General features: G+C 51.1%; 1 protein-coding gene. It reads left to right on the forward strand.

Features of this window, described 5'->3' with window-relative positions:
* Window positions 1–223: cadherin repeat domain-containing protein (locus AACV33_RS06840; protein WP_182700754.1), on the forward strand; the 223-nt coding region annotated here is incomplete at both ends.

Below are 223 nucleotides of genomic sequence, written 5' to 3' on the forward strand. Positions count from 1 at the left end.
GTTTATTTGCTATCGATGCCACCACGGGTGTGGTGACGGTGATTGGCAATCTGGATCATGATCTTAATGATACTCACTCGATTGAGATCATTGCTACTTCTACCGATGGCTCAACCAGTACGGGCGCGTTTAACATCACGGTGACGGATGCGGATGGTACGTTGCCGGGTGGCGGCGATACGGATAATCCGGTGGGTCCGGTAACCGATTCAAATGCGTTAGA

It is taken from the genome of Aliivibrio sp. SR45-2 (assembly GCF_963890165.1).
GTDB lineage: Bacteria > Pseudomonadota > Gammaproteobacteria > Enterobacterales > Vibrionaceae > Aliivibrio > Aliivibrio salmonicida.